The organism is Mycobacterium marseillense (genome assembly GCF_010731675.1).
GTDB classification, from domain to species: Bacteria; Actinomycetota; Actinomycetes; order Mycobacteriales; family Mycobacteriaceae; genus Mycobacterium; species Mycobacterium marseillense.
In genome coordinates this window covers 3,274,879-3,299,211 of sequence record NZ_AP022584.1, presented here as the reverse complement: position 1 = coordinate 3,299,211, position 24,333 = coordinate 3,274,879, and the positions used below count along the sequence as shown (strand labels likewise).

Sequence of the window (24,333 nt, the reverse complement as noted above, 5' to 3'; positions counted from 1 at the left end):
GCATGACGCCCGCCGACCACGATTCCGTCCGCACGCCCGCACGCTTGCCCGACGGCGTCAGCCAGGCGACCATCGGCGTGCGCGGCGGGCTGCTGCGTTCGGGGTTCGACGAGACCGCCGAGGCGCTGTACCTGACGTCGGGCTATGTCTACGAATCGGCCGCGGTCGCCGAGAAGTCGTTCACCGGCGAGGTCGACCGCTTCGTCTACTCGCGCTACGGCAACCCGACCGTGACGATGTTCGAGGAGCGGCTGCGCCTCCTCGAGGGCGCACCGGCGGCGTTCGCCACCGCGAGCGGCATGGCGGCGGTGTTCACGTCGCTGGGCGCGCTGCTGGGCGCGGGGGACCGGCTGGTCGCGTCGCGCAGCCTGTTCGGCTCGTGTTTCGTGGTGTGCAACGAGATCCTGCCGCGCTGGGGAGTCGAAACCGTGTTCGTCGACGGCGATGACCTGGCCCAGTGGGAACAGGCGCTGTCGGTGCCCACGACGGCGGTGTTCTTCGAGACGCCGTCGAACCCGATGCAGTCGCTGGTGGACATCGCCGCGGTGACCGAACTCGCCCACGGGGCCGGCGCAAAGGTGGTGTTGGACAACGTCTTCGCCACACCACTGCTGCAGCAGGGCATCCCGCTCGGTGTCGACGTGGTGGTGTACTCGGGCACCAAGCACATCGACGGCCAGGGCCGCGTGCTGGGCGGGGCCATCCTCGGCGACCAGGAGTACATCGACGGCCCGGTGCAGAAGCTGATGCGGCACACCGGCCCGGCGATGAGCGCGTTCAACGCCTGGGTGCTGCTGAAAGGCCTTGAGACGATGGCCATCCGGGTCGATCACAGCAATTCCTCGGCGTACCGGATCGCCGAATTCCTCGAGACCCATCCGGCGGTGAGTTGGGTCCGCTATCCCTACCTGTCCTCACACCCGCAATACGACCTGGCCAAGCGCCAGATGTCGGGCGGCGGAACGGTGATCACCTTCGCGCTCGACTGCCCGGACAGTAGGGCCAAGCAGCGGGCCTTCGAGGTGCTGGACAAGTTGACGCTGATCGACATCTCCAATAACCTCGGCGACGCCAAATCCCTTGTCACACACCCGGCGACGACCACTCACCGGGCGATGGGCCCGGAGGGCCGCGCGGCGATCGGGCTCGGCGACGGCGTGGTCCGCATCTCCGTCGGGCTCGAAGGCACCGACGACCTGATCGCCGACATCGATCGGGCCCTGAGCTGACCGCTTCCCCGGCGTTTTAGCCGGCCGCCTTCTGCTCGGCCGTCTCGGCGCGTTCGGCCGCCGCGAGCGTTCCCTCCGCGGCCTGCTGTTCCACCCAGTTCACCAGCGGCCGTGCGTAGATCATCTGGCTGGTGATCGCCATCTGGCCGCGGGTGCGACCCAAAAACGAGATCCCCCAGGCGAACATGGCGGCCAGCCGGTTCCGGTGGCCGATGAGGTAGTACAGGTGCAGCACCAGCCACGCCAGCCAGGCGAAGAATCCGGCGAATTCCACCTTGCCGACCTGCGCGACGGCGCTGTAGCGGGAGATGAGCGCCATGCTGCCCTTGTTCACGTACCGGAACGGCTTGCGCGCGGCGGGATTATCTTCACCCTTGACCGCCTGCTTGATGACGGAGGCGGCGTACTTCGCGCCCTGGATCGCGCCTTGCGCCATCCCGGGGACGCCGGGAACCGACATCAGATCACCGACGACGAACACGTACGGGTGACCCTTGACGGTCAGGTCGGGCTCGACGACCACCCTTCCGGCGCGGTCTGTTTCGGTGCCGTCGGACTGTTCGGCGAGCATGGCGCCCAGCGAGCTGGCCTGCACGCCCGCCGCCCACACCTTGCACGCGCATTCGATGCGGCGCTGGGCGCCGTCCTTCTCCTTGATCGTGATGCCCATGTAGTCGACCGCGGTCACCATCGCGTTGAGCTGGACCTCGACGTCCATCTTCTGCAGCCGCCGCTGCGCCTTGAGGCCCAGCTTGGTGCCCATCGGCGGCAACACCGCGGGCGCCGCGTCGAGCAGGATGACCCGGCATTCGCTGGGGGTGATCGTCCGGAACGCACCGGCCAGGGTGCGCTCGGCCAGCTGGACGATCTCGCCGGCCAGCTCGACACCGGTGGGACCGGCCCCGACCACTACAAAGGTCAGGCGGCGTTGGCGCTCGGCCGGGTCGGTGGCGACCTCGGCGGCCTCGAAGGCGCCGAGGATGCGGCCGCGCAGCTCCAGGGCGTCGTCGATGCTCTTCATCCCGGGCGCGAAGGCGGCGTACTCGTCGTGGCCGAAGTAGGACTGCTGTGCGCCGGCAGCCACGATCAAGCTGTCGTAAGGCGTCACCGTCACCATGCCCATCAGATGGGATGTGACCGTCTTGGCGGTGAGGTCGATGGCGGAGACGTCCCCCCACAGCACCCGGACGTTGCGTTGGCGGCGCAGGATCAGTCGGGTGGTCGGCGCGATGTCGCCTTCGGACAGGATGCCCGTGGCCACCTGATACAGCAGCGGCTGGAACAGGTGCGTCGTCGTTTTCGAGATCACGGTGACCTCGACTTCGCTGCCCTTGGGGGCGCGTTTGAGCGCCTTTGCCGCAGTCAGCCCGCCGAAACCACTTCCGATGATGACCACACGATGGCGCGACATGCCTCCACCGTACGACGCCGCACCCAGGAAAGGCGAGGCCCGGCGCGTCCCGGCCGCTGCTCGGCGCATCGGGATGACCAGGGCAGCAGAAGGAGCCGCAGCAGCCGAAATGCTTGTGACCAAGCGAATCTCGACGTCGCGACGTCCGCCATAGACCGAAATGGCGTGTGTGGTAACGGATCCCGACCGGAGCCGCGGCACGGACCAAGCCATGCGGCGGCTCGGGTCGGTCACCGTGTGGTCTTCGCTACGCGAAGCGTGAAGTGAGCGAACGGGCCTCGATTGAGGTCGAGGCCCGTTCGGTTGCTGCTATCCGGTGCAGGTCAAACCGGGTCCACAGTCGATAACGAGCGGAACCGTGCACGCCGAGGTCATTGGAGCTGCGAAAGCCAGCACCACGGCGACGACGATTTTGCTAGTACGACGTGACATTAGAACCCCCTACGTCTGGGAGACGATATTCTAAGGCCCGATGTCGGCGAGTTTACGTGGTCAGTGACTCGCAGATAAGCGATTTCGCGAATATTGCGCGGCGATTCGTCAAACGGATGACCGACGAACCCTGCTGCGATGCGACCGCCTGGCCGCGAACGGAATTCAGCAAAATCCCGTGTCCCGATGAATTGCAAATATCCTGCGCGGGGGCCATGCCGCGGCTATATTGGAACGCTATTTAACCGCTGCTCACTGGCGCGGCTGCGCAAATTGGATATGAATTCAAATAAGCCGCGAACCGGCGTCGCCGGCCGCGCGGCGAAACGACCGGGATGACAATTGGTTTCAGCGACGAGCCGACGCATCGCGGCCGGTCATCACGGCCACCCGCTGGCGTCGCTCTTGTACTTGGTGTTGAGGTCGCTGCAGAAGTCGGCGGCGGTGCCGGCGAGCAGGATGTAATAGGTCTCGCCCCGGCGGCTTTCGTAGGACGTCGGCGTGGTCCAGCCGTTGTTGCACATGGCGGTTTCGCCGCCGGCCGCGGTCCTGCGCCAATTGGTCTTCACGCAGCCGACCAGGTTGTCGAGGCTCGGTGTCGCGCTCTTGGCCGCGACCAGCATCGCCCCGCCCCACTGACCGTCGTTGCGCCGATAGGCGCGCGCCCCGAATCCCGCGTTATCGGTCTGGCACGCCAACGCCCGGCGCAGCAGCGAGAAGGGCCCCGTGAGTTGCGGGTTGGCGGCTCCCGCGGCGGACGTGATGAACTGCGCCGCGTCGGAGCCGTCGACCTCCTGCACGACGTCGGGATTGCCAAAGCTGAAGAGCTGTTGAGTGATTCCCTGCGCCGCCGCGGAGCCCCCGCCGATGATCGGCCCACTGCCGGTGGACGCCATCGGGGGCAGCCCCGCGGCCGGGTCGGCGCCCGCCGCCGGCAGACCGGCGGACGTTCCCAGTACCAGCAGCGCGATCGCGCCGCGAACTCGGCGTGCGGTGACTCCCATGCCCCTCATTTCAGCACGTGCGCGTAGTCGGCGCGGCGGTCGTCGGCGATCAATCCGCCCAGCACGTGGCGGATCTGCAGGGCGATGTATTCGTCGATGGTGTAGATCGGCCCGAAGTGCCAGTGCTTGAGCGCCCAGCCGTGGGCGAGCAGCATGATGTCGAAGACGGTGAGGTCGACGTCGACCCCGCGGAAGACGCCCCGGGCGATGCCGGCCTCGATCACCGCGCGCAGCGGTGCGGCGGTGGCGATTTCGAGGTCCTTGATCTGGGTGCGGCCGGGCGCCCCGAGGGTTCGGCTCTCCCGGTAGGTCAGCACCACGCCGTCGAGGTTCTCGTCGACGATCTGGATGTAGCGCCGGACCCCTGCGGCCAGCTGGTCCACGACGTCGTCGCCGGCGGCGTCGATGACCGGCGCCAGCTGATCGCGGAACACGTCGAGGATGCGCACGATCGTGGCGAGCAGGAGGTCCTCCTTGCCGCCGAAGTATTTGTAGATCAGGCCGACGCTGACCTCGGCCTCGGTGGCCAGGTCCTGCATGGACATCTGGTGAAACCCGGTCCTGCCCATGACTTTGACCGCGGCATCGAGCACCTGGCGGCGTCGCGAGCTGACGCGCGCCGCGCGCACCGCCTCCTCGGCGGGAAGGGCGCTGTAATCGGCGACGTCGGTGGCCATCGGCTGCCCCTAGAGGCCCAGGTCCTTGGCGATGATCGTCTTCATGATCTCGTTGGTGCCGCCGTAGATGGTTTGGATGCGGGCGTCGACGAACGCGCGCGCCACGCTGTACTCGCGCATGTAGCCGTACCCGCCGTGCAGCTGCAGGCAGCGGTCGGCGGTACGCACCTGCAGGTCGGTGGTCCACCATTTCAGCCGGGCGGCCCGGGCCGCGGTCAGTTCGCCCTCGAGGTGCTGGGCAAGGCAGTCGTCGAGATACGTTCGGGCGATGTCGATCTCGGTTGCCAGTTCGGCGAGCACGAACTGGCTGTGCTGGAAGCTGGCGATCGGCGATCCGAATGCCTTGCGATCGCGGACGTAGTCGAGTGTTCCGGCCAGGATCGCTTCCGCGGCGGCCACCGCCCCCACGCCGAGCGCGAGCCGCTCCTGGGGCAGGTTCGTCATCAACTGATAAAAGCCCCGGCCCTCTTCCTGCAGCAGGTTCTCTTTCGGCACCCGCATATCGGTGAAGGTGAGCTCGCTGGTGTCCTGGGCGTGCAGGCCGATCTTCTCCAGGTTGCGGCCGCGTGAAAAGCCGGGGGTGTCGGCGTCGACCACCAGGAGTGACAGTCCTTGGTGGCGATCCGGCGAGGTGCGCGCGGCGATGACGAACAGGTCCCCGGCCTGACCGTTGGAGATGAAGGTCTTGGCGCCGTTGACGACGTAGTGGTCGCCTTGCGAATCAGACGAGCGCACCGCCGTCGTGCGGATCCCGGCCAGATCGCTGCCGGTGCCGGGCTCGGTCATCCCGATGCCGAGCACCGTCTCGCCGGTGACCACGCCTGGCAGCCAGCGCTGCTGCTGCTCGGGTGTCGTCAAATCGGTGAGATAGGGCAGCACCACGTCGTTTTGCAGCGTGAACGCGATGGCCTCGGCCGCCGCCCCGGCCCGCTGCAACTCGTCGATCACGATCGCGTTGTAGCGGAAGTCGTCCACGCCCGGGCCGCCGAGACGCTCGGGGACCGAAAAGCCCAGCAGGCCAAGCTTGCCGGCTTCGATGAACAGCGAGCGGTCCCACTGGCCGTCGCGTTCCCAGTTCTCGTGGTTGGGCACGACCGTCTGCTGGACGAAATCCCGTACCAGTTCGCGGAACTGGTGATGCTCTGGCGTGTAGGTCAGGCCGCTCATCAGCGGAAGGCGTCGCTGCCGGTGAACGCCTGGCCGAGGACGAGCTGATGCATCTCCGGTGTGCCCTCATAGGTCAGCACCGATTCCAGGTTGACCATGTGCCGGATCACGGGGTATTCCAGCGATATCCCGTTGCCACCCAAGATTGTTCGGGCCGTCCGGCAGATCTCGATCGCCTCCCGGGTGTTGTTCAATTTGCCGAAGCTCACCTGCTCGGGACGCAGGCCGACGCTGTCCTTGAGGCGGCCGAGGTGCAGCGACAGCAGTTGGCCCTTGTGCAGCTCGACGGCCATGTCGACGAGTTTGGCCTGGGTCAGCTGGAATCCGGCGATCGGGCGGCCGAACTGGGTGCGCTGCGTGGCGTAGTCGAGGGCGGCCTGCCAGGCCGAGCGGGCGGCTCCCATGGAGCCCCAGATGATTCCGTAGCGGGCTTCGGACAGGCACGACAGCGGCCCGCGTAGTCCCTTCGCCTCGGGCAGCATCGCCTCGGCGGGCAGCCGCACGTCGTCGAGCACGAGTTCGCTGGTGATCGAGGCCCGCAGCGACAGCTTGTGGTGAATGGTGTTGGCGGTGAAGCCCGGTGTCTTGGTGGGCACGATGAAACCGCGAATCCCGTCGTCGGTGTTGGCCCACACGACCGCCACGTCGGCGACCGACCCGTTGGTGATCCACAGCTTGCGGCCGTTGAGCACCCAGTCCGAACCATCCTGTCGCGCACGGGTTTTCATCGCAGCGGGGTCGGATCCGACGTCGGGCTCGGTCAGCCCGAAGCAGCCGAGCAGTTCGCCGGCGGCCATGCCCGGCAGCCATTCCTGTTTCTGTTCCTCGGACCCGAAGTTCCAGATCGCGAACATCGCCAACGAGCCCTGCACCGAGACCATCGACCGGAGGCCGGAGTCGGCGGCTTCGAGCTCCACGCAGGCCAGCCCGTAGTGCACGGCCGAGGCCCCGCCGCAGCCGTAGCCGTCCAGGTGCATGCCCAGCAGGCCCAGCTGGCCGAACCCCTTGGCGAGTTCGCGGACCGGGAGGTCGCCGATCTCGAACCACTCCGCCACGTGGGGAAGGACGTGTTCGGCGCAGAATTCCCGCACGGTCTCGCGCACCGCGCGTTCGTCGTCGGACAGAGAGGCGTCCAGGCCCAGGGGGTCGTAGCGGTCGAAGGCGGGTGGGGTCTTGGTGCTCATAGAAGTCAGCCTGCCACTAGCCGGCCCTCAACCGGCCATCGTCAGGCCGCCGCTGACGCTGATCACCTGTCCGGTGATGAACGAGGCGGCCTCCGACGCGAAGAACAACACCGGCGCGGCGACCTCGTCGGGCCGAGCCAGGCGGCGAAAGGGGATCGCCTTGACCAGGGCTTCCTTCAGCTTCTCGGGCTGTGCGTGAAACAGCGGCGTGTCGGTGGGTCCGGGGCATACGCAGTTGACCGTGATCTGGTGGCGCGCCATCTCGCGGGCCAGCGACTTGGTCAGCGCGATCACCCCGCCCTTGGCGCCGGCGTAGATGCTCTCGCCCGCGCTGCCCACCCGGCCGGCGTCGCTGGCCAGGTTGACCACGCGCCCGCCGCCGTGCGTCTCGATCATCCCCGGCAGGAATGCCGAGCAGATATGCACTGGCCCCAGGTAGTTGATGGCGACCACCTTCTGCGCGAATTCCGCTGTGGCGTTGAGGAATTGGTCGGTGCGGTCCCATCCGGCGGCGTTGACGACGACGTTGGGCACCCCGAGATCGGCGTGGATGCGATCCCGCAGCGCGCCGACTTGCTCGGGATCGGCCACGTCCACCGGCAGCGCGGTGATCAGGTCGGGGTGTTCGTCGGCGGTGGCCGAGGCGGCTGCCTCGTCGAGGTCGGCGGCCACGACGCGGTCGCCGCGGGTGGCGAGTCCCAGCGCGATCGCCCTGCCGATGCCGGAACCGGCGCCGGTGACCACCGCGAGGTCCGGTGAATGAGTATTCATTGCTGACGAATCTAGGTTCACCGCGGTCGCCGGGTCAAGGATCGTCGGCCCTGCCCGGTAGTCTCGCTGCATGCTTAGGCTCCGGTGGCTGGGCTGGCTCGCCGTGGACGTCGTCGGCGTGCTGGTGTTCTGCGCCGTGGGGCGCCGCAGCCACGACGAAGGGCTCAATGTCACCGGCGTCGCCGCGACGGCATGGCCGTTTCTCACCGGCACCGCGATCGGTTGGCTGGCCGCACGCGGCTGGCGGCGGCCCACCGTCGTGGCGCCCACCGGGGTCGTCGTCTGGCTGTCGACCGTGGTCGTCGGCATGGTGCTGCGCAAGGCGACCGCTGCGGGGGTGGCCGCCAGTTTCGTCGTGGTGGCGACGACGGTCACCGCGTTGTTGTTGCTGGGCTGGCGAGTGGCCGTCGGGCTGACCCTGCGGCGCCGCTCCGGCGTCTGAGCGCGCGATGGCACCGACGGCCGACGTGGAGGTGACCGCGACGTTCGGCGCCGCCGCGCGGGCCGTGGCCACCGACAAGGGGCTGCTGAACGATCCGTTCGCCGAGCCGCTGCTGTGCGCCGTCGGGATCGACTACCTCACCCGGGCGATCAAGGACCACGTGTTCGCGGCCGACGACGGCGACGACCCGGCGATGACGGCGCTGATGGACGCGCTGGCGGCGCACACTCGCTTCGTGGACGAATTCCTGGCCGACGCGGGCAGGGCGGGCATCCGCCAGGTGGTGATCCTGGCGTCGGGCCTGGACACCCGGGCGTACCGGCTGTGGTGGCCGCGGGGGACGACGGTCTACGAGATCGACCGGCCGCAGGTGCTCGACTTCAAGTCCGGCGTGCTGCGCGGGCTGGACGCCACCCTGGCCACCAACCGCTGCGCGGTCGGCATCGACCTGCGCCACGATTGGCCGGCGGCCTTGCGGCGGGTGGGTTTTGACGCGGCACAGCCCACGGTGTGGGTGGCCGAGCAGTTGCTGGTCGGGTATCTGCCGCCCCAGGAGCAGAGCCGGCTGCTGCACGAGGTCACCGCGGCGAGCGCCCGCGGCAGCCGGCTGGCCGCCGACCACATGCCCACCTGGAATCCGTTGCAGCTGGGGGCCGAACGCGCCTTTGTCGACGGCTGGCGGCGCCGCGGCCTCGACGTCGATCTGGCCAGCCTGACCTATCCGGGCGAATACCACTACGTCCCTGAGTATTTGGAGAACCACGGCTGGGAGACACGCGGGAGCGACATCGCCGACCTACTGCGCACCATGGGGTTGGGAAGGCGGCGGCGCACCGGGCGCGGCGACGCGGAGTTCATCCCGGAATATGTCACCGCGACACGCGTTTGAGCTTTCGATGATGCCGGAATCCATTGCCCCAGACGGCCAGCTGCGGTTCGTCTCGGCCACCCACGACGACCCGCTGGCACAACCCCTGCTGGCCGAATTGGCCGTCGAATACGCCGAGCGGTACGGCGGCACACCGAGCACGCACCTGTCCTGGCTGCCCGTGCCCGAGGCCGAGTTGGCTGCGCCGGACGGCGGGTTGCTGATCGGCGTGGTGGGCCGCGTGCCCGTGACCGGCGGCGCGTTTCGCCGCTACGACGCCCACACCGCCGAACTCAAGCGGATCTGGACGGACGCCGCCCACCGGCGCCGCGGCTATGCGCGGGCATTGCTGGTCGCGCTGGAGGCCGAAACGCTGGCGCGCGGGTACCGGCGGCTCTACTTGATCACCGGCAACCGGCAGCCCGAGGCCGAGGCGCTCTACGACGCGACGGGCTATACCCGGGTGACTCCAGACCCGCTGCCGTCCTGGGGGCCGTTCATCCCGATCGCCTTCGAGAAGTGGCTGGCATAGCCAGCGTCGCAACGGGTTTCACCGCCGACCGGCGATGCGATTTCACCCACCACTGGCCAGCGAGATGGCCCGGGCGGTGGCTTCGCGGATCGGGCCGCGCCACACGTCGCCGTGCCCGGGCAGCAACACCTCGGTGTCAAGCAGGGCCAACGCGTCCAGGCTGCGCAGCGAATTCTGCTGGCTGTGGCTGAACACCTCCGGCAGCAGCTGCGGCCCGTCGTGCTTGAGCAGGGGGTGGCCGGTGATCAGGGCGTCGCCACTGACCAGGACCCCGTCGACCACATACGAGCAGTGCCCGCTGGTGTGCCCGGGGGTGAAAACGGCCATCGGATGCCCGGGCAGAGCGGCGGCCACGTCGGCGGTCAGCGGCCGCGTCGACGGGATGCCCTCGCGGTTCAGGCCGCCGCTGCGCACCACGTGCAGTCCCCACGCCGCCCAGCGTGGCCGCCAGATGCGCAGGGCCACATCGAAAACGGAGGCCTGCTCTAGGTATTCGCGCTTGGCGTGACCGACCTCGTCGGCGTGGCAGTACACGTCGGTGCCGTATTCGTTGGCGAACCAGATCGCCGAGCCCAGGTGGTCGATGTGGGCATGGGTGAGCAGGATGGCGCGCACGTCGCCGGCGTCGAAGCCCAGCTCGCGCAGCGACGCCAGCACGTCGGCGCGGTCCCCGGGATAGCCGGCATCGATCAGGATCACGCCGGCGGTATCCGCGACGATCGTCCAGTTGACGGCGTCGCCCCGGGCGAGGTGCACCGTGTCGGTGACGTGAACAAGTGTTGGCGCCGGTCCCATGCCCGCGAGTGTAGGAGCGTCGCTGCCCGGAGCGATCGCAAGCGCGGCGTAGCCGGGCGCGGCGGGTCGCGACCCTCAGGCCCGGAGCGATCGCAAGCTCGGCGTAGCCGGGCGCGGCGGGTCGCGACCCTCAGGACCGGAGCGATCGCAAGCGCGGCGTAGTCGGGCGCGGCGGGTCGCGACCCTCAGGACAGGAGTAGAAAGAACGGGTGGCTGAACTGAAACTCGGATACAAAGCGTCCGCCGAACAATTTGCACCGCGTGAGCTCGTCGAGCTTGCCGTCGCCGCCGAAGGTCACGGCATGGACAGCGCAACCGTCAGTGACCATTTCCAGCCGTGGCGGCACGAGGGCGGGCACGCGCCGTTCTCGCTGGCCTGGATGACCGCGGTCGGCGAACGCACCAAGCGGATCACGCTGGGCACCTCGGTGCTCACCCCGACCTTCCGCTACAACCCGGCCGTCATCGCGCAGGCCTTCGCCACCATGGCCTGCCTGTACCCGGATCGCATCTTCCTCGGGGTCGGCACCGGCGAGGCGCTGAACGAGATCGCCACGGGATACGAGGGCGACTGGCCCGAGTTCAAGGAACGCTTCGCCCGGCTGCGCGAGTCGGTGCGATTGATGCGCGAACTGTGGCGCGGTGACCGCGTCGACTTCGACGGCGAGTATTACCGGCTCAAGGGTGCCTCGATCTACGACGTGCCCGAGGGTGGGGTCCCGATCTACGTCGCGGCCGGGGGCCCGGCGGTGGCCAAGTACGCCGGGCGCGCCGGCGACGGCTTCATCTGCACCTCGGGCAAGGGCGAGGAGCTGTACAAGGACAAGCTGATGCCCGCCGTCAAGGAGGGCGCGGCGATCAACGAGCGCAACGTCGACGACATCGACAAGATGATCGAGATCAAGATCTCCTATGACCCCGATCCCAAACTGGCGCTGGAGAACACCCGGTTCTGGGCGCCCCTGTCACTGACCGCCGAGCAGAAGCACAGCATCGACGACCCGATCGAAATGGAGAAGGCCGCCGACGCGCTGCCGATCGAACAGGTCGCCAAGCGCTGGATCGTGGCATCCGATCCCGACGAGGCCGTGGAGAAGGTCGGCCAGTATGTGAAGTGGGGCCTTAACCACCTGGTGTTCCACGCGCCCGGTCACGACCAGCGCCGTTTCCTGGACCTCTTCGAGAAGGACCTGGCGCCGCGGCTGCGGCGGCTGGCCTGAGGGGCGGACGGGTGGCCTCGGGCTCCGCAACGGCAATCTACATCGCCGCGCCCGAGCCGGAGACCGGGAAGTCGACGATCGCGCTGGGCCTGCTGCACCGGCTGACCGCGACGGTGGCGAAAGTCGGTGTGTTCCGGCCCATTACGCGCTCTGCCGACGGAGACCGCGACTACATCCTGGAACTGCTGCTCTCGCGCACCACGGCGGACCTGTCGTACGAGCAATGCGTGGGCGTCACCTACCAGCAGCTGCACGCCGACGATGACGCGGCGATCGCCGCGATTGTCGACGCCTACCACGCCGTCGCCGAGCAGTGCGACGTCGTGGTGATCGTCGGCAGTGACTATTCCGAACTCGGACAGGCGGTCCGGCCCGCGGAGCTGTCCACCAACGCGCGCATCGCGGTCAACCTCGGCGCGCCGCTCCTGCTGACGGTCAGCGGCAAGGGCCGGACCGCCGGTGAGGTGGCCGACGTCGTCAAGGTCTGCCTCGCCGAGCTCGACGCCCAACACGCCCACACCGCGGCTGTGGTGGCCAACCGCTGCGAACCCGCCGAGCTGGACGCCATCCGAAAGAAGTTGGACGAGGCGCTGCGCCCGTCGGCCTTGCGCAGCTACGTGCTGCCCGACGAACCGCTGTTGTCGGCGCCGACAGTGGCCGAACTGCAAAACGCGGTGCGGGGAACGCCGGTCAGCGGCGAAGAGTCACTGCGCGAGCGCGAGGTGACCGGCGTGATGGTCGCCGGGATGACCGCCGACCATGTGCTGGAGCGGATGCGCGACGGCATGGCGGTCATCACCCCCGGTGATCGCTCCGACGTGGTGCTCGCCGTCGCCAGCGCCCATGCGGCGGAAGGCTTTCCGTCCTTGTCGTGCATCGTCCTCAACGGCGGCTTCGAACTGCACACGTCCATCGCAGCCCTGGTCGCCGGGCTGCGGCTGCGGCTTCCCATCGTCGCCACCGCGCTGGGCACCTACGACACGGCCAGCGCGGCGGCCTCCGCCCGGGGCAGGGTCACGGCGGCGTCGCAGCGCAAGATCGACACCGCGCTCGAGCTGATGGACCGCCACGTCGACGTCACCGATCTGCTGGCGCAGCTGGCCATTCCGATCCCCACCGTGACGACGCCGCAGATGTTCATCTATCAGCTGACGCTGCAGGCGCGTTCGGATCGCAAGCACATCGTGCTGCCCGAGGGCGACGACGACCGCATCCTGCGCTCCGCCGGGCGCGTGCTGCAGCGCCGCGTCGCGGACCTGACCATCCTGGGCGACGAGGCCCAAATCCGCCAGCGCTCGGGCGAACTCGGGGTCGATCTGGCCGACGTGACCGTGATCGATCCGCGCGCCAGCCGGCTGCGCGACGAGTTCGCCGACCAGTACGCACAGTTGCGCAAGGCGAAGGGTGTCAGCGTCGAGCAAGCCCGCGAGATCATGCGTGACACAACGTATTTCGGAACCATGATGGTGCACAACGGGATGGTCGACGGCATGGTGTCCGGTGCCGCGCACACCACCGCGCACACCGTGCGGCCGGCGTTCGAGATCATCAAGACCGTCCCGGACGTGTCCACGGTGTCCAGCATCTTCTTGATGTGCCTGCCCGATCGTGTCCTGGCCTACGGCGACTGCGCCATCATCCCCAACCCGACACCCGAGCAGCTGGCCGACATCGCGATTTCCTCTGCGCGCACCGCCGCACAGTTCGGGATCGAGCCGCGTGTCGCGATGCTGTCCTACTCGACCGGCGACTCCGGAACCGGCGCCGACGTCGACAAGGTCAGGACGGCAACGCAATTGGTGCGCCAGCGTAACCCCGACCTGCCGGTCGAGGGTCCCATCCAGTACGACGCGGCGATCGAACCCTCGGTCGCGGCCACCAAGCTGCGCGACTCGCCGGTGGCCGGGCGTGCCACGGTGCTGATCTTCCCCGACCTCAACACCGGCAACAACACCTATAAGGCCGTGCAGCGCAGCGCCGGAGCCCTGGCCATCGGACCCGTGCTGCAGGGCCTGCGCAGGCCGGTGAACGACCTGTCGCGGGGTGCGCTGGTGGAGGACATCGTGAACACCGTTGCCATCACGGCGATTCAGGCGCAGGGAATCCCATGACCGCTCGCTTGGTGCTGGTGATCAACTCAGGATCGTCATCCCTGAAGTTTCAGCTGGTCGATCCCGATTCGGGCACGGCACTTTCGACGGGCCTGGTGGAGCGGATCGGCGAGGCGGGGTCGCCGGTTGCCGATCACGACGCGGCGCTGCGGCGCGCGTTCGACGCGTTGGCCGACGACGGCATCGACCTGAAGACATCCGGCGTCGTCGCGGTGGGTCATCGAGTGGTGCACGGCGGCAACACCTTCTATGACCCCACGCCGCTGGACGACGCGGTGATCGCCCGGCTCGGTGAACTGTCGAACCTCGCGCCGCTGCACAATCCGCCCGCGCTCAAGGGGATCGAGGTCGCGCGACGGCTGCTGCCCGAGATCCCGCACATCGCGGTCTTCGACACCGGGTTCTTCCACGACCTGCCGCCCGCGGCCGCGACCTACGCCATCGACCGCGAGCTGGCGCAGCGGTATCAGATCCGCCGGTACGGGTTCCACGGCACCTCGCACCGCTACGTCGGCGAGCAGGCCGCCGCCTTCCTGGACCGCTCGCCCGGCGACCTGAAACAGATTGTGCTGCATCTGGGTAACGGCTGCTCGGCCTCGGCGATCGCCGGCACCCGCCCGCTCGACACCTCGATGGGCCTCACGCCGCTGGAGGGGCTGGTGATGGGCACCCGTAGCGGGGACATCGATCCCAGCGTCGTCAGCTACCTGTCCCACACGGCCGAGATGGGCGTCGACGACGTCGAGACCATGCTCAATCAGCGGTCCGGGGTGCTGGGTCTGTCCGGCGAGCGCGACTTCCGCCGGCTGCGGACGATGATCGAATCCGGTGACGAGTCAGCGCAATTGGCTTACAGCGTGTTCACGCATCGGCTGCGCAAGTACGTCGGCGCCTACCTGGCCGTGCTGGGGCACACCGACGTCATCAGCTTCACCGCCGGGATCGGCGAGAACGACGCGGCGGTGCGCCGCGATGCGGTCGCGGGCATGGAGGAGCTGGGCATCGTGCTCGACGAGCGCCGTAACCTCGGCGGGGGCAAGGGTGCGCGGCAGATCTCCGCCGACGATTCGCCGATCGCCGTGCTGGTGATCCCGACCAACGAAGAACTCGCCATCGCCCGCGACTGCGTGAACGTGCTGGCGTCTTAGCGGTTCACCCTGTGCGCAGCCGCACGCGCGGTCCCTCGCGGGTGTGCGATGGTTCGCGGCATGACCCAAGAGCCGTTCATCGGCAGCGAGGCGCTGGCCTCGGGAAGGCTGAATCGCCGCCAGCTGCGGGCGGGATACCGCCTGGTGTTGGTGGGTCGTCGTCCGGGTGGTCGCGGAGGACCGGCCGGCCGGTATCGTCCGCCGGGTTCGCGAGGCTCTGGCGAAATCGACTGTGAACTCGGGGCTTTCAGTGTGAACCTATGGCGGGATTTTTCGCCGTGTCGCCGCCCGGTGTTCACACTGAAAGCCCAGGATTCACACTCAACCGGCGAAAGACCGGCGAAGACCGGCGAAGACCGGCGAAGACCGGCGAAGACCGGCGAAAGGTGCGAAGGCGCGAAAGCCCGCAAACCCTCAGAACGTGCTCGTGGGCCGCACCCGGTTGGCCATGTCGACCAGTTCGTAACGGTGCCGCTGCGTGGGGGCGACGCGCGCCAGATTGCGCAGCGCCGCCTCGACGCCGAGCCGCAGCCCGTGCTCGGTGAACGGGAAGCCCAGGATGTGATTGGTGCTGGCCTTGTTGTCCTCCAGCCAGTCCATCGCGCAGCCCAGCACCAGCGCGCGGATCTGCAGCACGCGGGGCTCGGTGGGCGGCAGCGCCTCCACCCGTCGCGCCGCGTCCCGGATGTCCTCTTCGCTGATCTCGCTCTTGGTCCGGCCGGACAACAGCGTCACCGCGCTCGTCAGGCGCGCGGTGGTGAAGTGGCGGGAGGTGGCGGGCACCTCATCCAGCGTGCGCACCGCGGCGGACCGATCGCCTTCCGCGGACAGCGATCTGGCCAACCCGAACGCCGCCGAGATCACGCCGTCGTTGGTCTTCCACACCGTCTCGTAGTGCTTGTGCTCATCGACGTCGCCCGCGAGCTCGGCGGTGGCGGCCAACGCCAGCTTGGGTGCGAGCTCACCCGGGAACGTGTCAAGTACCTCGATGAAATGCGTTGTGGCCGAATCGTAGTCGCCGGTGAGAAGGTCGGCGACGGCCTTGTACCAGACCAGCCGCCATTGCCAACCGACCCGCTCGGCCAAGTCCTCGAGCTTGCGGGTGGCCTTGGCGACGTCGCCGAGATCCAGCAGCGCTCGCACCTCCATCAGCGGTAGCTCGACGGACTCGGACAGCTCGGCGCCGTCGGCGTCCAGCGTCCCGTGCCGGGCCGCGCGCAACGAGTCCAGGGTCTGCACCGGCTGCGACAACACCGTCGCCTGCAGCACGGATGCGGCGACATCGGCCGGATCGACCAGCGGCACTTGCAAAGCGGTGACGATCTCGCGGGCCGTCAGCTTCTCCGAATGCACCTGCCCGTCCAGGTACACGTCGGTGTGCGCGACCAGCAGGTCCACCCCGAACGTCGAGCGGCTGGGGGAGAAGATCGTCGACAGGCCCGGCCGCGGCACGCCGCTATCGTGCGCGACCACCTCGCGCAGCACGCCGATCAACTGCGCCGACATCTCCTCGGTGCTGGCGAACCGGCGGCGCGGGTCGGGATCGGTTGCGCGGCGCAGTAACCGGTGAAACGAGTCGTAGGTGCTCAGGACCGGGTCGTGCTCGGGCAGGCCGTCGACGTAGCGGCCGTTGCGGGTGCGCAGGTTGAGCGTGAGTGCCGCCAGCGTGCGCCCCACCGTGTAGATGTCGGTGGCGACCGTCGGGCCGGTGCGCACGATCTCCGGCGCCTGGAAACCCGGTGTGCCATACAGGTATCCGAACGAATTGATCCGCGACACCGCGCCCAGGTCGATGAGTTTGAGCTGCTCCTCGGTGAGCATGATGTTCTCTGGCTTCAGGTCGTTGTAGACCAGGCCGATAGAGTGCAGATAGCTCAGCGCGGGCAGGATTTCCAGCAAGTAGGCGATCGCCTCGGCGACGGGAAGCTTCTCGCCCTTGCCGTGCTTGAGCGACTGCCCGCCGACGTACTCCATGACGATGTAGCCGACCGGATTGCCGTGCTGGTCCTTGTGTTCGACGAAGTTGAAGATCTGCACGATCTGTGGGTGGACCACCTCGGCGAGAAACTGCCGTTCGGCCATCGCGATCGCCTGCGCCTCCGCATCGCCGGAGTGGACCAGGCCTTTGAGCACGACGGGCCGGTCGTTGACGTTTTTGTCGACGGCCAGATACACCCAGCCCAGCCCGCCGTGTGCGATGCAGCCCTTGACCTCGTACTGGCCCGCGACGATGTCACCGGGATTGAGTTGCGGCAGAAACGAATACGGGCTGCCACAGGCCGGGCACCAACCCTCTGACGCGCCCTTGTCCTTCTTGCTGGACCGGCCCACCGGCTTCCCGCAGTTCCAGCAGAAGCGCTTGGACTCGGGTACCACCGGGTTGGTCATCAGCGCTTCGCGCGGGTCGATGTCGCGTCCCCGGGGGATCTCGACGAGCCCACCGCCGAGTTGCCGGACCGCCGGCAGTGCCCGCGTCGCCACCGTCATGCGATCGGGGGTGTCGGTGTCCAGCGCGCCCAGCGAGATGTGCGGAAAGTCGTCGTCGTCGTCATCGTCGAAGTCGGGCCGGAACAGCGCCTGCGTGGCCTGCAGCCGCCCCGTCGAGGCGCCGGTCTGAACCTCCGCCGGCTGGGTGCCGGGGTTCACGTCTGCCACGTCTGCCACGTCGTCTGAGCCGGATTCCGGCTGCTCGGATGGCTTATCCGGCTCGGCCATCAGTCCAGATACCTCGGTGTGGGCGGGGCCGGTGCGGGGCCCAGCACGGTTAACCACTTGCGGTACAACGTGTTCCACGTGCCGTCGCGGCGGATCCTTTCCAGCGTGCCGTTGACGAACCGCACCAACGCAGTGTTGTTCAGGTTGACGCCGATGCCGTAGGGCTGGGTGGCCATGTTGGGCCCGACGATGTGCAGGTAGGGGTCCTCTTCGACGAGACCGGCCAGGATCGAGTCGTCGGTGCTGACGGCGTCGATCTCGCGCTGCTGCATCGCGACCAGGCAGTCGGCCCAATTCACCACCGACACGATGACCGGCGGCGGGGCGATCTGGCGGATGCGGTGCAGCGAGGTGGTGCCCTTGGCCACGCAGACGCGTTTGCCGGACAGGTCGCTCACCTTGACGATCGACGAGTCGCGCGGGGCGAGGATGCGCTGGTTGGCGTCGAGATAGACGGTAGAGAAGTTCACCAGCTTGCGCCGGTCGCAGGTGATGGTCATCGTCTTGACGACGACGTCGACCTCGCCGCGCTGCAGCGCGGTGACCCGCTCGTCCGACGACAGGATCCGGTACTCGACGTGGGATGGCGCGCCGAAGATGTCGCGGGCGATCTCGCCGGCCAGGTCGACGTCGAAGCCGGTGATCTCGCCGGTGATCGGGTCGCGGAAGCTGAACAGGTTGCTGCCGATGTCGAGCCCGACGATCAGCCTGCCCCGCGCGCGGATGTCGGCGACCGCGGCGTCGGCCTCGGCCTTGGTGGGGAAGGGCCGCAGGCTGGCCGTCAGGTCGCAGTCCTGGTCGGGGCCGTCGGGCGGCAGCGGCGGCTGCGGCGGTAGTTGTTCCATGCCCACCGGGGTCGGCGGCGGCAATGTCGGGACGCTGGCCACGTGCAGCGATTCCGTGTGCCCACAGCCCGCCAGCACGACAACCGTGGCGGCGACGGTGGCCGCCCGGCGCAGCAAAGGCAGGCGGACCATTATCGATACTCTTTCAGCCGCGGCCAGAGGCCCAGCGCCACCGCGATGGCCGCCCCGAGGCTCAGCACTACGCCGCCCACCTGGGCGCCGGACAGCCCGCTGCGCGCGTTGATGACGTCGTTGCGCAGGTGGATGCGGCCCTGGTCCATGGCCTTGACCAGCTCGTCTTCGAGCTTGTCGAACGCCGGGGTGGAATCTTCCTCGCTGCTGCCCAGCGCGACCTGGGTGGCCGCGCGGTAGTTCCCCACCGAGATGTAGGAGCTGATCCGGTCGTTGGCCTGACGCCAGCGCAACAGCAGCTGATCGGCGCCTTCGAGATCGGGTTTGTCCACGGCGTCGCTGCGGGACATGTACTGGTCGAGCTGGCGGTGCATCGAGTCGATGCGCTGATAGAACGACTGCTTGCGCTTCTCTTCGTCCCCGCGGCGGATCAGCGACAGCGTCTCGTCGGCGCGCGCCTGCTGGGCGGTGATCGCGACGTTGGTGACGGTCTTGAGGGATTCCGCGGCGGTGTCCTTCGCGCTACGGCTCGCCGTCGTAGAGATGGTTAGCGCAGTCCCGACCCACACCACCATGACGAGAATAGCGAGCGCGCCCACGACCAGGCCCGGGTTGATGCGGCGTCGGGTGCGCCGGGCCAGCCAGCGATGCGAGAACGCGCCGAAGACGACGGTGGTGGCGACTACCAGGATGACCGGCGCCGGGATCTGGGTCGAGGCGGTGGTTTCCCCGTCCACCCGCTCCGAGGTGGCCCGGTAGAGCCGCGCCGCGTCGGGCAGGATTGTCGACTGCATCAGCCCCGACGCCTCCGACAGGTACGACGAACCGACCGGGTTGCCCGCGCGGTTGTTGGTTCGGGCGATTTCGATCAGCCCGGTGTAGACGGCCAGCTGGGCGTTGATCCGGCCCAGCAGTTGCACCTGCGGTTCGTCGGTGAGCCCGCTGGACGCCCTGGTCACGGCCACGGCCGCGTCGGTGATGGCCTGCTCGTAGCGCTGCCGCACGGGCGGCGGTTCGGCTTCGGCGATGAATGCGGTGGCCGCCGCGGCGTCGGCCACCGACAGCGTGGTGTAGAGCCGCCCGGCGGCGAACGACAGCGGCTCGGTGTGGTTGAGCACCGTGGTGAGCACCTGTTGCCGGTGGTTGATGGTGGTCGAGGTGGCGAAGGCGCTGACTCCGCCGAGGGCGGCCAGGACGATGCCGATGGTCAGGATGCGGCCCGGCGTCGTCGAGATGAACCACCAGCGGGGATGGGCTGGTTCGGCCGGTGACCGCGATCCCTGCGGCTCGGTCGACGGGTGCGCCAGCTCAACCGTCACGTCTGATCAGCCCTCATCTCTTGGCCACTAGATTTCGCTGCACGGACCTCTATAAGCGAAGTCTAAGAGCATGTTCGGGTGGATGGGTGGAGGCCGACGCAATTGCCGACGCGCCGACGACCGCCCGCAACCAAGTCTGCCTATCCTTGATCCGTGCAGGGCGACGGCGACGGTTGGGTGATTTCGGAGCGCGGCGCCCATTACTGGGGCCGATACGGCGCCGCCGGTCTTCTGCTGCGCGCCCCGCGACCCGACGGCACGCCCGCGGTGCTGCTGCAACACCGGGCGGTGTGGAGCCATCAGGGCGGAACCTGGGGGCTGCCGGGCGGGGCCCGGGACAGTCACGAAACGGCCGAGCAGACGGCTGTCCGCGAAGCGAACGAAGAGGCCGGGCTGCTCGCCGATCGGCTCGCGGTGCGCGCGACGCTGGTCACCGCCGAGGTCGCCGGGATCGGCGGCACCCAGTGGAGCTACACCACCGTCGTCGCCGACGCCGACGAGTTACTGCACACCGTCCCCAACCGGGAAAGCGCCGAAATGCGCTGGGTGGCCGAGGACGAGGTCGCCGACCTGCCGCTCCATCCCGGCTTCGCGGCCAGCTGGCAACGGCTGCGCACCGCGACGGCGCTGGTGCCGCTGGGCCACGGCGACGAACGGCGCCAGTACCTGCCCCGCACGATCGAGGTCGACGCCGGCGTCTTCGTGTGGTGCATGCCCGGCGACGCCGACGAGGTGCCCTCGCAGCTGACCCGCCGGATCAGCTCGCTGCTGCCAGCGCCGAACTGAGCAGCCGCGCCGCGGCCTGCGGGTCGGACGCCGCGGTGATCGCGCGCACCACCACGACGCGGCGGGCGCCGGAGTCGAGCACCTCGGGCAGCCGCTGCGCGTCGATGCCGCCGATCGCGAACCACGGTTTCTCGGTCCCGAACTCGGCGGCGGCGCGCACGAGTCCCAGACCCGGGGCCTCGCGGTCCGGCTTGGTGGGCGTCGGCCAACAGGGTCCGACGCAGAAGTAGTCCGCCGCCCCGCGCGCCGCCGCGGCGGCCTGGTCGGCGCTGTGGGTAGACGCGCCGAGCAGCACCTCCGGCCCGACGACGTCGCGCGCGACGGCCAGCGGCAGATCGCCCTGCCCGAGGTGCAGCACGTCGGCGCCGGCCGCGCGGGCGATGTCGGCGCGGTCGTTGACTGCGAACAGGGCGCCGTGCCGGCGGGCGGCGTCGGCCAGGATCTCGCACGCGGCAAGCTCCTCGCGCGCCTCCAGCGGCCCGAACCGCTGCTCCCCGGCCGACCCCTTGTCGCGCAGCTGGATGATGTCCACCCCGCCGGCCAGGGCGGCGTCGGCGAACTCGGCCAGGTCGCCGCGTTCGCGGCGCGCGTCGGTGCACAGATACAGCCGCGCAGTGGCGAGGCGGGAGAGCCGTGTGTCAAAGGGACGGTGCACACCGAGACGCTAGCGCGCTAGCGTGGAGCGCAGAGAACTACCAGACACGGGAGTCCCGGGAGCGGGGCTGAGAGTGGGCACAGCCGCAAGGACCTGCCCTTACCGTCACACCTGATCCGGATCATGCCGGCGAAGGGAGGCTCGACAATGACCGGGATGCCCTCGGGGCCACCGCTGGGGTCGCTCGCCGTCATCGGCGGCGGCGTCATCGGGCTGGCGGTCGCGCGCCGCGCCGCGGGGGCCGGCTGGTCGGTGCGGGTGCACCGCAGCGGAGAGCGGGGCGCGTCCTGGGTCGCCGGCGGCATGCTGGCCCCGCACAGCGAAGGCTGGCCGGGCGAAGAGCGGTTGTTGCGGCTGGGCCTGGAATCCTTGCGGCTGTGGCGCGAGGGCGGTTTCCTCGACGGGCTGCCGGCGGGGGTGGTCACCGCCCGCGAGTCGCTGGTGGTGGCCGTCGACCGCGCCGACGCCGCCGACCTGCGCACCGTTGCGGACTGGTTGTCCGCGCAAGGACATCCCGTGGTCTGGGAGTCGGCCGCCCGCGACGTGGAACCCCTACTGGCGCAGGGCATCCGCCATGGCTTTCGGGCGCCCACCGAGCTGGCCGTGGACAACCGGGCAGTGCTCGACGCGCTGGAGACGGAGTGCGAGCGGCTCGGGGTGCGGTGGGCACCGCCGGTTCACGACCTGTCGGCGGTCGAGGCCGACGCGGTGGTGATCGCCAACGGCATCGACGCTCCGGCGTTGTGGCCCGGGCTGCCGGTGCGCCCGGTCAAGGGCGAGGTGCTGCGACTGCGGTGGCGAAAAGGCTGTATGCCGTTGCCGCGGCGGGTTATTCGCGCCCGGGTGCACGGCCGGCAGGTTTACCTGGTGCCGCGCGCGGACGGGGTCGTGGTCGGCGCCACCCAATACGAGCACGGGCGCGACACTGCCCCGGTCGTCTCCGGCGTGCGTGACCTTCTCGACGACGCGTGCGCGGTGCTGCCGGCCCTGGGTGAATACGAACTGGCCGAGTGCGGCGCCGGCCTGCGCCCGATGACACCCGACAATCTGCCGTTGGTGCATCGCCTGGACGAGCGCACGCTGGTCGCCGCCGGCCATGGCCGGTCGGGGTTCCTGTTGGCGCCGTGGACGGCAGAACAGATCGTTTCCGAACTGGCACCGGTGGGAGCACATTGATGATTGTCCTGGTGAACGAGAAAAGGGTCGACGTCGACGCGCGCACCACGGTGTCCGCGCTGCTCGAGTCGCTCGGCTTCCCCGACCGCGGCGTCGCCGTGGCGATGGACGACGCGGTGCTGCCGCGATCACGCTGGGCGACAGAGCTTTCCGACGGCGCCCGACTCGAGGTGGTGACGGCGGTGCAAGGTGGCTGACTCGAAACTGACCATCGCGGACCGCAGCTTCGCCTCGCGGCTCATCATGGGAACCGGGGGAGCGAGCAACCTCGCAGTGCTGGAAGAGGCCCTGGTCGCGTCGGGCACGGAACTGACCACCGTCGCGATCCGCCGGGTCGACGCCGAGGGCGGCACCGGGCTGCTCGATCTGCTCAACCGGCTGGGCATCACGCCGCTGCCCAACACCGCGGGATGCCGCGGTGCCGCCGAGGCGGTGCTCACGGCGCAGTTGGCGCGCGAGGCGTTGAATACCAACTGGATCAAGCTCGAAGTGATCGCCGACGAGCGCACACTGCTGCCCGACGCGGTCGAATTGGTCCGGGCAGCAGAGCAATTGGTCGACGACGGGTTCGTCGTCCTGCCCTACACCAACGATGACCCGGTTCTGGCACGCCGGCTCGAGGACGCCGGATGTGCGGCGGTCATGCCGCTGGGCTCGCCGATCGGGACCGGGCTGGGCATCACCAATCCGCACAACATCGAGATGATCGTCGCCGGGGCCCACGTTCCGGTGGTGCTCGACGCCGGCATCGGTACCGCCAGCGACGCCGCGCTGGCCATGGAATTGGGTTGCGACGCCGTGCTGCTGGCGTCCGCGGTGACCCGCGCCGCCGATCCCGCCGCGATGGCCGCCGCGATGTCGGCCGCCGTCACCGCCGGCTATCTGGCCCGGCGGGCCGGGCGGATCCCGAAGCGGTTCTGGGCGCAGGCCTCGAGCCCACAGCGATGAAACGGTATGTCGCGCTGGGCAGTTCGATGGCCGCCGGGCCCGGCATCCGACCGCGCGCCGCGGGCGCCCCGCGCTGGTCGGGCCGGTCCGCGCGCAACTACGCCCATCTGATCGCCGGGCGATACGGTTACGACCTGGTCGACGTCACCTTCTCCGGGGCGACCACCGCGAACCTACTCACCGAGCGTCAACGCGGCGCGCCGCCGCAAATCGACGCCCTGGACGGTTCGGAGGACCTGGTCACCGTCACCATCGGCGGCAACGACGTCGGCTACGTCCCGCTGTTGATGGCGGCCTCGCTGCCGCGCCCGCTGCGGCGGGTGCCGCTGCTGGGCGATCGCATCGGCGAACTGCTCGATCCCGACGCGCGAAATCAGGCCCTTGACGCGGTGTTCGAATCGCTGTGTGCGGTCGGGCGCGCGGTGCGTCAGCGATCCGCCGGGGCGCGGATCTTCTTCGTCGACTACCTGACGATGCTGCCGCCCGCGGGCACGGCGGCGCCGCCGCTGTCGACGGCGGACGCCGACCTGGGCCGGCACGTGGCCGCCGTGCTGGAACGGATGACGGCCGACGCCGCCGCGGCGACCGGCTGCGGAATCATCCGCGCCGCCGCGGCCAGCCGCGAGCACCACGCCTGGTCGGTCGAGCCATGGACGACGCTGCCGGTGCGCTTCGGCATTCCGCTACCGGGTCGCCCCGCACCGGTGCACCCGAACCCCGCCGGGATGTGCGCGGTCGCGGATTTGATTGCGGCTCAACTGTAAAC

Annotated in this window: 23 protein-coding genes and 1 riboswitch; of the genes, 12 read left to right on the top strand and 11 right to left on the bottom strand. The window is 69.0% G+C overall.

Translation table 11 applies throughout. The features are described 5' to 3' along the window. Positions 1 to 2 precede the first annotated feature (2 nt). Positions 3 to 1,229: an O-succinylhomoserine sulfhydrylase gene (locus G6N26_RS15160; protein ID WP_067174139.1), complete on the top strand. Its 1,227-nt coding sequence runs from the start codon at positions 3 to 5 to the stop codon at positions 1,227 to 1,229. A gap of 16 nt (positions 1,230 to 1,245) precedes the next feature. On the opposite strand, the gene G6N26_RS15155 is transcribed toward G6N26_RS15160, so the two are convergent. The 6 genes from G6N26_RS15155 to G6N26_RS15130 all read right to left on the bottom strand — a co-directional run bounded on the left by G6N26_RS15155 (position 1,246) and on the right by G6N26_RS15130 (position 7,875). Continuing rightward, positions 1,246 to 2,640: an NAD(P)/FAD-dependent oxidoreductase gene (locus G6N26_RS15155; protein WP_067174144.1), complete on the bottom strand. Its 1,395-nt coding sequence runs from the start codon at positions 2,638 to 2,640 to the stop codon at positions 1,246 to 1,248. Positions 2,641 to 3,452: 812 nt separating this feature from the next. Then, complete coding sequence (locus G6N26_RS15150; protein WP_083019123.1) at positions 3,453 to 4,076, bottom strand: hypothetical protein; 624 nt, start codon at positions 4,074 to 4,076, stop codon at positions 3,453 to 3,455. A gap of 5 nt (positions 4,077 to 4,081) precedes the next feature. Next, complete coding sequence (locus G6N26_RS15145) at positions 4,082 to 4,753, bottom strand: TetR/AcrR family transcriptional regulator (RefSeq protein WP_083019122.1); 672 nt, start codon at positions 4,751 to 4,753, stop codon at positions 4,082 to 4,084. A 9-nt stretch (positions 4,754 to 4,762) separates the two neighbouring features. Continuing rightward, the gene (locus tag G6N26_RS15140) at positions 4,763 to 5,920 is read right to left on the bottom strand and encodes an acyl-CoA dehydrogenase family protein (protein WP_083019121.1); all 1,158 of its coding nucleotides are present in this window, start codon (positions 5,918 to 5,920) and stop codon (positions 4,763 to 4,765) included. Then, entirely contained in the window at positions 5,920 to 7,104 is a 1,185-nt protein-coding gene (locus tag G6N26_RS15135; RefSeq protein WP_067174159.1) for an acyl-CoA dehydrogenase, read from the bottom strand. Before G6N26_RS15135 ends, G6N26_RS15140 begins: the two co-directional genes overlap by 1 nt. A gap of 27 nt (positions 7,105 to 7,131) precedes the next feature. Next, positions 7,132 to 7,875, bottom strand: coding sequence for an SDR family NAD(P)-dependent oxidoreductase (locus tag G6N26_RS15130; protein WP_083019120.1), 744 nt, complete (start codon positions 7,873 to 7,875; stop codon positions 7,132 to 7,134). Between the two features lie 70 nt (positions 7,876 to 7,945). On the opposite strand from G6N26_RS15130, the gene G6N26_RS15125 reads away from it, so the two are divergent. The 3 genes from G6N26_RS15125 to G6N26_RS15115 are packed head-to-tail and all read left to right on the top strand — an operon-like array spanning position 7,946 to position 9,717. Continuing rightward, the gene (locus G6N26_RS15125) at positions 7,946 to 8,317 is read left to right on the top strand and encodes a DUF3054 domain-containing protein (protein ID WP_083019119.1); all 372 of its coding nucleotides are present in this window, start codon (positions 7,946 to 7,948) and stop codon (positions 8,315 to 8,317) included. Positions 8,318 to 8,324: 7 nt separating this feature from the next. Continuing rightward, entirely contained in the window at positions 8,325 to 9,206 is an 882-nt protein-coding gene (locus G6N26_RS15120; protein ID WP_067174169.1) for an SAM-dependent methyltransferase, read from the top strand. Positions 9,207 to 9,213: 7 nt separating this feature from the next. Beyond that, positions 9,214 to 9,717, top strand: coding sequence for a GNAT family N-acetyltransferase (locus G6N26_RS15115; protein WP_067174172.1), 504 nt, complete (start codon positions 9,214 to 9,216; stop codon positions 9,715 to 9,717). A 42-nt stretch (positions 9,718 to 9,759) separates the two neighbouring features. On the opposite strand, the gene G6N26_RS15110 is transcribed toward G6N26_RS15115, so the two are convergent. After that, positions 9,760 to 10,512 (bottom strand): MBL fold metallo-hydrolase, encoded by a 753-nt coding sequence (locus G6N26_RS15110; RefSeq protein ID WP_083019118.1) that lies wholly within the window; start codon positions 10,510 to 10,512, stop codon positions 9,760 to 9,762. A 209-nt stretch (positions 10,513 to 10,721) separates the two neighbouring features. Here G6N26_RS15110 and fgd point away from each other — a divergent pair, with 209 nt between their 5' ends. Genes fgd through G6N26_RS15095 form a run of 3 tightly spaced genes read left to right on the top strand, consistent with a single transcriptional unit; the run spans position 10,722 to position 14,991 of the window. Continuing rightward, positions 10,722 to 11,732, top strand: coding sequence for a glucose-6-phosphate dehydrogenase (coenzyme-F420) (fgd, locus tag G6N26_RS15105; RefSeq protein WP_067170576.1), 1,011 nt, complete (start codon positions 10,722 to 10,724; stop codon positions 11,730 to 11,732). Positions 11,733 to 11,743: 11 nt separating this feature from the next. Then, on the top strand, positions 11,744 to 13,843 hold the full coding sequence (gene pta, locus G6N26_RS15100) for a phosphate acetyltransferase (RefSeq protein ID WP_083019117.1): 2,100 nt from the start codon (positions 11,744 to 11,746) through the stop codon (positions 13,841 to 13,843). Then, positions 13,840 to 14,991, top strand: coding sequence for an acetate kinase (locus G6N26_RS15095; protein ID WP_067167316.1), 1,152 nt, complete (start codon positions 13,840 to 13,842; stop codon positions 14,989 to 14,991). Before pta ends, G6N26_RS15095 begins: the two co-directional genes overlap by 4 nt. A 414-nt stretch (positions 14,992 to 15,405) precedes the next feature. Here G6N26_RS15095 and G6N26_RS15090 read toward each other — a convergent pair whose 3' ends face one another. The 3 genes from G6N26_RS15090 to glnX are packed head-to-tail and all read right to left on the bottom strand — an operon-like array spanning position 15,406 to position 20,002. Beyond that, positions 15,406 to 17,706: a serine/threonine-protein kinase PknG gene (locus tag G6N26_RS15090; protein WP_083019116.1), complete on the bottom strand. Its 2,301-nt coding sequence runs from the start codon at positions 17,704 to 17,706 to the stop codon at positions 15,406 to 15,408. Further along, positions 17,706 to 18,683 carry a glutamate ABC transporter substrate-binding protein gene (locus G6N26_RS15085; RefSeq protein WP_067167313.1) on the bottom strand — a complete coding sequence of 326 codons (978 nt, stop codon included), beginning with the start codon at positions 18,681 to 18,683 and terminating at the stop codon, positions 17,706 to 17,708. The genes G6N26_RS15090 and G6N26_RS15085 overlap by 1 nt, the downstream gene beginning before the upstream one ends. Beyond that, complete coding sequence (glnX, locus tag G6N26_RS15080; protein WP_067167311.1) at positions 18,683 to 20,002, bottom strand: protein kinase G-activating protein GlnX; 1,320 nt, start codon at positions 20,000 to 20,002, stop codon at positions 18,683 to 18,685. The genes G6N26_RS15085 and glnX overlap by 1 nt, the downstream gene beginning before the upstream one ends. 153 nt (positions 20,003 to 20,155) lie before the next feature. On the opposite strand from glnX, the gene G6N26_RS15075 reads away from it, so the two are divergent. Further along, entirely contained in the window at positions 20,156 to 20,788 is a 633-nt protein-coding gene (locus G6N26_RS15075; protein ID WP_067167308.1) for an NUDIX hydrolase, read from the top strand. On the opposite strand, the gene thiE is transcribed toward G6N26_RS15075, so the two are convergent. Next, positions 20,760 to 21,443: a thiamine phosphate synthase gene (thiE, locus tag G6N26_RS15070; protein WP_067167306.1), complete on the bottom strand. Its 684-nt coding sequence runs from the start codon at positions 21,441 to 21,443 to the stop codon at positions 20,760 to 20,762. The two genes, G6N26_RS15075 and thiE, sit on opposite strands and share 29 nt — an antisense overlap. 36 nt (positions 21,444 to 21,479) lie before the next feature. Continuing rightward, positions 21,480 to 21,598: riboswitch (TPP riboswitch) on the top strand. 1 nt (position 21,599) lies between these two features. Between thiE and thiO the strand changes: the two genes are divergently transcribed. The 4 genes from thiO to G6N26_RS15050 are packed head-to-tail and all read left to right on the top strand — an operon-like array spanning position 21,600 to position 24,331. Beyond that, positions 21,600 to 22,619 carry a glycine oxidase ThiO gene (gene thiO, locus G6N26_RS15065; protein ID WP_067167324.1) on the top strand — a complete coding sequence of 340 codons (1,020 nt, stop codon included), beginning with the start codon at positions 21,600 to 21,602 and terminating at the stop codon, positions 22,617 to 22,619. After that, positions 22,619 to 22,816 (top strand): sulfur carrier protein ThiS, encoded by a 198-nt coding sequence (thiS, locus tag G6N26_RS15060; RefSeq protein ID WP_067167302.1) that lies wholly within the window; start codon positions 22,619 to 22,621, stop codon positions 22,814 to 22,816. Before thiO ends, thiS begins: the two co-directional genes overlap by 1 nt. Then, positions 22,809 to 23,567 (top strand): thiazole synthase, encoded by a 759-nt coding sequence (gene thiG, locus G6N26_RS15055; RefSeq protein WP_067167299.1) that lies wholly within the window; start codon positions 22,809 to 22,811, stop codon positions 23,565 to 23,567. Before thiS ends, thiG begins: the two co-directional genes overlap by 8 nt. Next, the gene (locus G6N26_RS15050; RefSeq protein ID WP_067167295.1) at positions 23,564 to 24,331 is read left to right on the top strand and encodes an SGNH/GDSL hydrolase family protein; all 768 of its coding nucleotides are present in this window, start codon (positions 23,564 to 23,566) and stop codon (positions 24,329 to 24,331) included. Before thiG ends, G6N26_RS15050 begins: the two co-directional genes overlap by 4 nt. The last annotated feature ends 2 nt before the right edge of the window (positions 24,332 to 24,333 follow it).